Origin of the sequence: Clostridium sp. DSM 17811 (assembly GCF_018861905.1) — a bacterium.
Classification (GTDB): domain Bacteria; phylum Bacillota; class Clostridia; order Clostridiales; family Clostridiaceae; genus Clostridium_AD; species Clostridium_AD frigoriphilum.
Genome location: NZ_JAHLDU010000025.1, coordinates 43,074 through 49,073, shown reverse-complemented (window position 1 = coordinate 49,073; position 6,000 = coordinate 43,074). Strand labels below are relative to the sequence as shown.

At 27.7% G+C, this 6,000-nt stretch carries 5 protein-coding genes; 3 read left to right on the top strand and 2 right to left on the bottom strand.

Annotated features, from left to right (window positions below; genetic code table 11):
* The first annotated feature begins 437 nt into the window (after positions 1–437).
* Positions 438–1,400: an NAD-dependent epimerase/dehydratase family protein gene (locus KPL44_RS20530; RefSeq protein ID WP_216254091.1), complete on the top strand. Its 963-nt coding sequence runs from the start codon at positions 438–440 to the stop codon at positions 1,398–1,400.
* 98 nt (positions 1,401–1,498) lie between these two features.
* Here the strand turns inward: KPL44_RS20530 and KPL44_RS20525 are convergent, their stop codons facing one another.
* Together KPL44_RS20525 and KPL44_RS20520 are read right to left on the bottom strand one after the other, a co-directional pair.
* Entirely contained in the window at positions 1,499–2,023 is a 525-nt protein-coding gene (locus KPL44_RS20525) for an acyltransferase (RefSeq protein ID WP_216254088.1), read from the bottom strand.
* Between the two features lies 1 nt (position 2,024).
* Positions 2,025–2,891 (bottom strand): NAD-dependent epimerase/dehydratase family protein, encoded by an 867-nt coding sequence (locus tag KPL44_RS20520; protein ID WP_216254083.1) that lies wholly within the window; start codon positions 2,889–2,891, stop codon positions 2,025–2,027.
* A 255-nt stretch (positions 2,892–3,146) separates the two neighbouring features.
* On the opposite strand from KPL44_RS20520, the gene KPL44_RS20515 reads away from it, so the two are divergent.
* A complete protein-coding gene (locus KPL44_RS20515) occupies positions 3,147–4,004 on the top strand; it encodes a DNRLRE domain-containing protein (protein ID WP_216254080.1) in 858 nt (285 codons plus the stop codon).
* Positions 4,005–4,166: 162 nt separating this feature from the next.
* Positions 4,167–5,951: a tetratricopeptide repeat-containing glycosyltransferase family 2 protein gene (locus KPL44_RS20510; RefSeq protein WP_216254062.1), complete on the top strand. Its 1,785-nt coding sequence runs from the start codon at positions 4,167–4,169 to the stop codon at positions 5,949–5,951.
* The last annotated feature ends 49 nt before the right edge of the window (positions 5,952–6,000 follow it).

The window sequence follows — 6,000 nt, the reverse complement described above, 5'->3', positions numbered from 1 at the left end:
CTTTTTAGCCTTACGACTAAAATATTACTTTTACTAAAGTAATTGACTGGTTAAAATAAAATATTATTTCATTTCTTTACCTATTTCTCTGTTTAATTTTCAAAGACCAATGCGCCACTCGTATGTGACGACAAGGAATATTCTATCACATTAATAAAAAAGCAATTCTATCATATATACCTTATACATGAATTATATTCATATGTCTACACATATCTCCATATAGTTCGCTATTTCGCATTACGATACGCATGGATAAGTTATATCATAAAAAATATATTTGAACTTACTCCTGTACCTGATATCATATTCTCACTTAATCCCATTTTCAAAAGTATCACAAAAAACATAATTAAATATACTATATATAGAGACTTTTATAATATCCAATTAAAATAGTGTTATTAATCATATTCTCTAATGGAGGAGATACTTAAATGGAAAGCAAAAAAATATTTTTAACTGGTGGAGCAGGTTTTATTGGCTCTCGCATAATTGAAATGCTTCGCAATAATAACGAAATCTTAATTTATGATAATTTAACAAGAAATTCTATTAAATACACATCACTTCTAGACAATAAAAATATAAATTTAATAAAAGGAGATATTTTAGATTATTTCTCTCTAAAAAAAGCTATAGATGATTTTAAACCCAATGTTGTAATTCATCTTGCAGCAATAGCCGGTATAGAGACCGTTATTAAAAGTCCAGTAAACACTATGAAAGTTAATATGATAGGAACTGCGAATATTTTAGAGGCATTAAAGGACTATGCAAACTATATAGATAAATTTATTGATTTTTCTACAAGTGAGGTTTTTGGTACTTATGCCTATAAAGTAGATGAGAAATGTACAACAAACCTGGCTCCCGTTGGTGAGGCTAGATGGACTTATTCAGTAAGTAAACTTGCAGCGGAACATTTAACACACAGCTATTATAAAGAATATGGCCTTAAGGTTGTTACCATTAGACCATTTAATATATATGGTCCAGGTCAAGTTGGTGAAGGTGCTGTCCATCAATTTATAATGAGAGCAATTAGAAATGAACAGATACAAATACATGGTGATGGTGATCAGATTAGATCCTGGTGTTATATTGAGGATTTTGTTAATGGAATATCATTGTGTCTTGAGAAGGAAGAAGCCATAGGTAATTCCTTTAACATTGGAAATCCTAGAGGAACTATAACTATTGGAATGCTAGCACAATTAATAAAACAAATTGCGGGCTCTAAATCAGAAATTGCTTATGTTCCCAAAAATTATGTAGATGTTGAATTAAGAGTACCAAATATAGACAAAGCTGTAGACTTATTAGGTTATAGTCCCAAGTATGATTTAACTTCAGGCTTAACAAAAACTATTGAATGGTATAGGAATTTAGAAAAATAGCCTGGCCCTGATACACATGATTATTTCATATGTAGTATAGCAATGTTAATCATTACTATACTATATTTCCCTATGCATACAATTAACATAATTATTTTTTATTCTCTTGTTTTTATTACTTTTGCAGGTACACCTACTGCAATAGATAATGCTGGTATATTTTGATTTACTACTGCATTTGCACCTATTATACTTCCCTCTCCAATTGTTACCCCAGGAAGAATTACAGATCCTATTCCAACATTACAATTATCTTTTATATTTATTGGTAAATATTCTAATTCTGAAAATAAAATTATAGCATCACCTTTTGTTTCTTTATGCTTTGCTCCATGAATCTTTACCATTGGTCCAATCCCTACATTTTTACCAATAGTAACACCTGCTGCGCCATGAATAAAACATTGTTGACCAATCCATGTGTTAGACCCAATCTTTAGAATAGAGTTATAATATCCTTTTAATATGGTATCATGACCTACATAAACATTATCGCCTATTTCAATATTTTCCGGAAAAATTATTCTCACACCATCCTCAATTATAACATTTTCCCCACACTTTTTAAGCTTATTCTTGTCTGGGATTCCTGCTCCTTCGCTCTTCCATAATTTGTACTTCATCTCAAATTTGTCCCTCTTTCTTTAATGACATGAAAAATAATTCAAGTCCCTCATTTAAATTCATCTGCATATTATAATTCAATGACCTACATATTTTTTTACCACTTCCCATTAAATTATCTATATCATTGTCACAATATATAAACTTAGGCTCATGAACGTTTATTATAAATGCAATTTTTCTACAAATCTCTTCTATAGAAATAAACTCATTACCACAAATATTAAATATCCCCTCCAAATCATTTTCAATAATATTTTCCACTATATTTACAACATCAAAAATATGAATTGGATTAATTATTGGCATCCCATTTTTGTTCAACATAATCTTATTTTTCTCTAAAATATCATTAAATAAGTTACCGATTAATCTACCCTTTTGTCCGTCACCATATGGAAAAAACAATCTTAAAATTACAATAGATAATTTACCTTTATATAATTCACATATTTTTTCAGAAAAATATTTACTTAATGAATATATTTCTTTTGCATTACAAATATCATTTTCATCCAATATATTCTTTCTAAATCCATATATACCTCCAGTTGATATTAGAATAAATTTCTTTATTTTATTTCTCACGCCAAATTCTAATAATTCCAAAGTCGATTTTACATTAATATCTATATAGTCAGATTTGTTTATATTATCATTGCCTACTATTGACGCACAATGAATAATAACATCTACATTATCGATGAATAAATCATCTAAATTATCCTGTAAATTCCAAAATATATTATCACACATTAAATTTTTATTTCTTCCAATATTTATAATGTGATTTTCGTTATTTATAGACCTTATTATATTTTTCCCTATAAATCCTGTTCCTCCGGTTATTAATATTCTTTTAGACATAATTATTAAAAATCCCTTCAAAATATATTCAGATAATTCTAAATTTATATTATTTGTAATATACAAACTTAGAATCATCTGTTAATAATATTTTATTACTTTCAATTATAGAATATTCCTTAAATCATTTAGTATTTGATTGAAAACATACACTAACTCATTCTGATATAAATTATGTATAAAAAATAATCACAAAATACTATCAATAGAATATTATATGTTAAGTTAAGTTAATAAGTATAAGGATGTGCTAAAATGCCAAGTATTATAATACCATCAACTAGAAGTCTTACAGTAACAACCAAAATTTCTGATGGAAATATTAATGAAAAAAACATAACTGTAGGAAGTGATGGATTATATACTTATTCAAGCTTTTTATTTTTTGATATTTCAAAAGTACCAAGTAACGCTGAAATATCCAATGCAGAACTTGTATTATTTAAAACTGATAATTTCTATAAGGACAACAAAAAATGCATTTATATATATCCATTGTTTGACTACTTTAGTACCTTCAGCACTTACAATAATCCTCCTGAAGTTAACCATATTATTCAAGGCAGTCTGTATCCACTAACATCTAAAATATCAGTTACGGCCAATCTCACGAAGATTGTTTCACTATGGTTTAGGAATGCATTATCAAATAAGGGGATAATTCTGTGTAAAAAAAACAATGATTTTATCACTAGCTTTGGTTCAGCAATATGTAGTGATAAATATCTAACACCATTTATAAAAGTAACTTATAACACTAAAAACGCTATTATAATACATGAAAATAGCAGCCCTATGAAGGTAATATATTATCCTTGTCCCTGTAATTGCCCATCTTATCCAAATCCTCCGCCACCCCCAATACCAACAATAAGAAAAGTTGAAGTTACAGGAATAGTAGCTTCTTTTTCAATATATGTAATAATTTTAACTCTATCAGTAACTAGAAGTAATACTGGTCATATTGATAATTATTATGTTACTGATCAGTATGATAATTCTGCAAGTAGCACTCCACTTGCAATCGACAAATTTTATAATATTGCAGTTATTCCACAAGAAAATCCAGGAGATACTGAAAATATAAGTCTTTCTGGATCTTATAAAGGATAATTATAATTAGGTACACCCTTATTTAATTATGCATACTATGTACCGAGTAAAAATTTAAACTTTGCTTAGTATACTGAAATAGCAATGTTTTCAATTAATAATTAATAGAGAAGTACCAGTTTTAGTACTCATAATTATTAACTGAAATTAGGGGGAAATACAATGAAGAATGAAATAAGTCTATGCATGATTGTAAAAAACGAAGAAAATTACTTGCCTAGGTGTCTTGAAAGTATTAAAGATATTGTTGATGAGATAATTATCGTTGACACAGGATCTACAGATAGAACTATAGAAATCGCTAAAAGTTATGGTGCTAAAGTTTATTACTTTAAGTGGAATAATAATTTTAGTGAAGCTAGAAATGAATCATTAAAATATGCTACCAAAGACTGGATATTAATATTAGATGCAGATGATGAATTACATGATGACTATAAAGAAAATTTCAAGTTATTGTTAAATACTCAATTAGATGAAGATACACTTTATTTTTTTGAAACATTAAGCTACTACGGAGATATTGTTGATAATAATTGTATCACCGTTAATTTAAACCCAAGAATGTTTAAAAACAACCGTGAAATTTATTATGAGGGGAGAATCCATAATCAGTTAGTATATAAACAAGGCAAATATGATACAATCTGTAGTTCTATAAAAATACACCATTATGGATATTTGAATAAAAGCATAATCTCTAAAAACAAAAGAGATAGGAATATTGCCATTTTAAATGAACAAATAAAAAAAGAGCCCACTAATAAATTTAATTACTTTAATCTAGGCAATGAGTATACATCCTTAGGTGATGTAAAAAAGGCTCTTAAATATTATTATAAAGCCTATGAAAATTTTGATCCTAATACCGGATTCAGTTCAATATTACTTTTACGAATAATTATTTCAAATTATAATATACAAGAATACAATGAAGCACTAAACTTTATAGATATTGCATGTGGATATTATCCAAAGTTTACCGACTTGTATTTTTTTAAAGCTCTTGTCTATAAAGATTTAGGCAAACCTACACTTCAAATAAAAGCCCTAAAGAAATGCATTGAACTTGGTGAACCATCCTCTGAATTGAAGTTTTTTCATGGAAGTGGAAGCTTCAAAGCTTATTATGAATTAGGTAATAGCTATATGGGCCTTAATGATTATGATGCTGCATATGATTATTATATTGAAGCTACAAAATCAAATCCTGATTTTATAGACCCTTTCTATTGTATTTGTCATATATTAAAGGAAAAACGCACATCTCTTGATAAATTTAAGTCTATTATGGAAAGTCTGTTTTTAGATTTTCCGACCTCTTATGCCACTATTGCAGATATATTTTATAATGAAGGATTCTATAAAATATCATTAGAATATATTGAGAAATGCGCAAAATCAGGAATTGTTACTGAAAATCTTACAATGTTAAAAGCTAAATGTTTTGTTAGAACTAATGCCTTTGATGAATGCATTAATATAGATACTATAGATCAAAATTCTCCTACTCACGTGCATCTATCAATGTATAAGGCTTTAAGTAGCATATTAAACAACAACTATGATCTTGCATCATCCACAGTAGGTAGTTTTAAAGAAAACACTTTATCCGAATACAATAAAAAGCTACTGAATGTATATTCTGAGTTAGTAAAATTATTCACAAATGAACCAACCGCTATGTTATCTGAAGATGAAAATGAAAAAGATTATATTATTATTATACTAGAAATTTGTGAAATACTGCTTATAAACAATAAGTTTGATGAATTAAAGATAGCCGTTAACTTGCTTAATTTAATAAATAATAACTTTGCGCTTCTTTACCTTGGGAAACTTTATAATAATTATGGATATATTGATATCGCTAAAAAAGAAATAATACGTTCCATAAAGGAATTTGATATATATGATTCAGTTGGACTAGATATACTAAAAAAATAGATTTAATAAAAATTGTGAGGTACACTTCTGTGCCCCACTTTTTTCTATC

Coding starts and splice junctions, on each gene's coding strand:
- KPL44_RS20530 (WP_216254091.1), top strand. CDS start 438: ATGGAAAGCAAAAAAATATTTTTAACTGGTGGAGCAGGTTTTATTGGC.
- KPL44_RS20525 (WP_216254088.1), bottom strand. CDS start 2,023: ATGAAGTACAAATTATGGAAGAGCGAAGGAGCAGGAATCCCAGACAAG.
- KPL44_RS20520 (WP_216254083.1), bottom strand. CDS start 2,891: ATGTCTAAAAGAATATTAATAACCGGAGGAACAGGATTTATAGGGAAA.
- KPL44_RS20515 (WP_216254080.1), top strand. CDS start 3,147: ATGCCAAGTATTATAATACCATCAACTAGAAGTCTTACAGTAACAACC.
- KPL44_RS20510 (WP_216254062.1), top strand. CDS start 4,167: ATGAAGAATGAAATAAGTCTATGCATGATTGTAAAAAACGAAGAAAAT.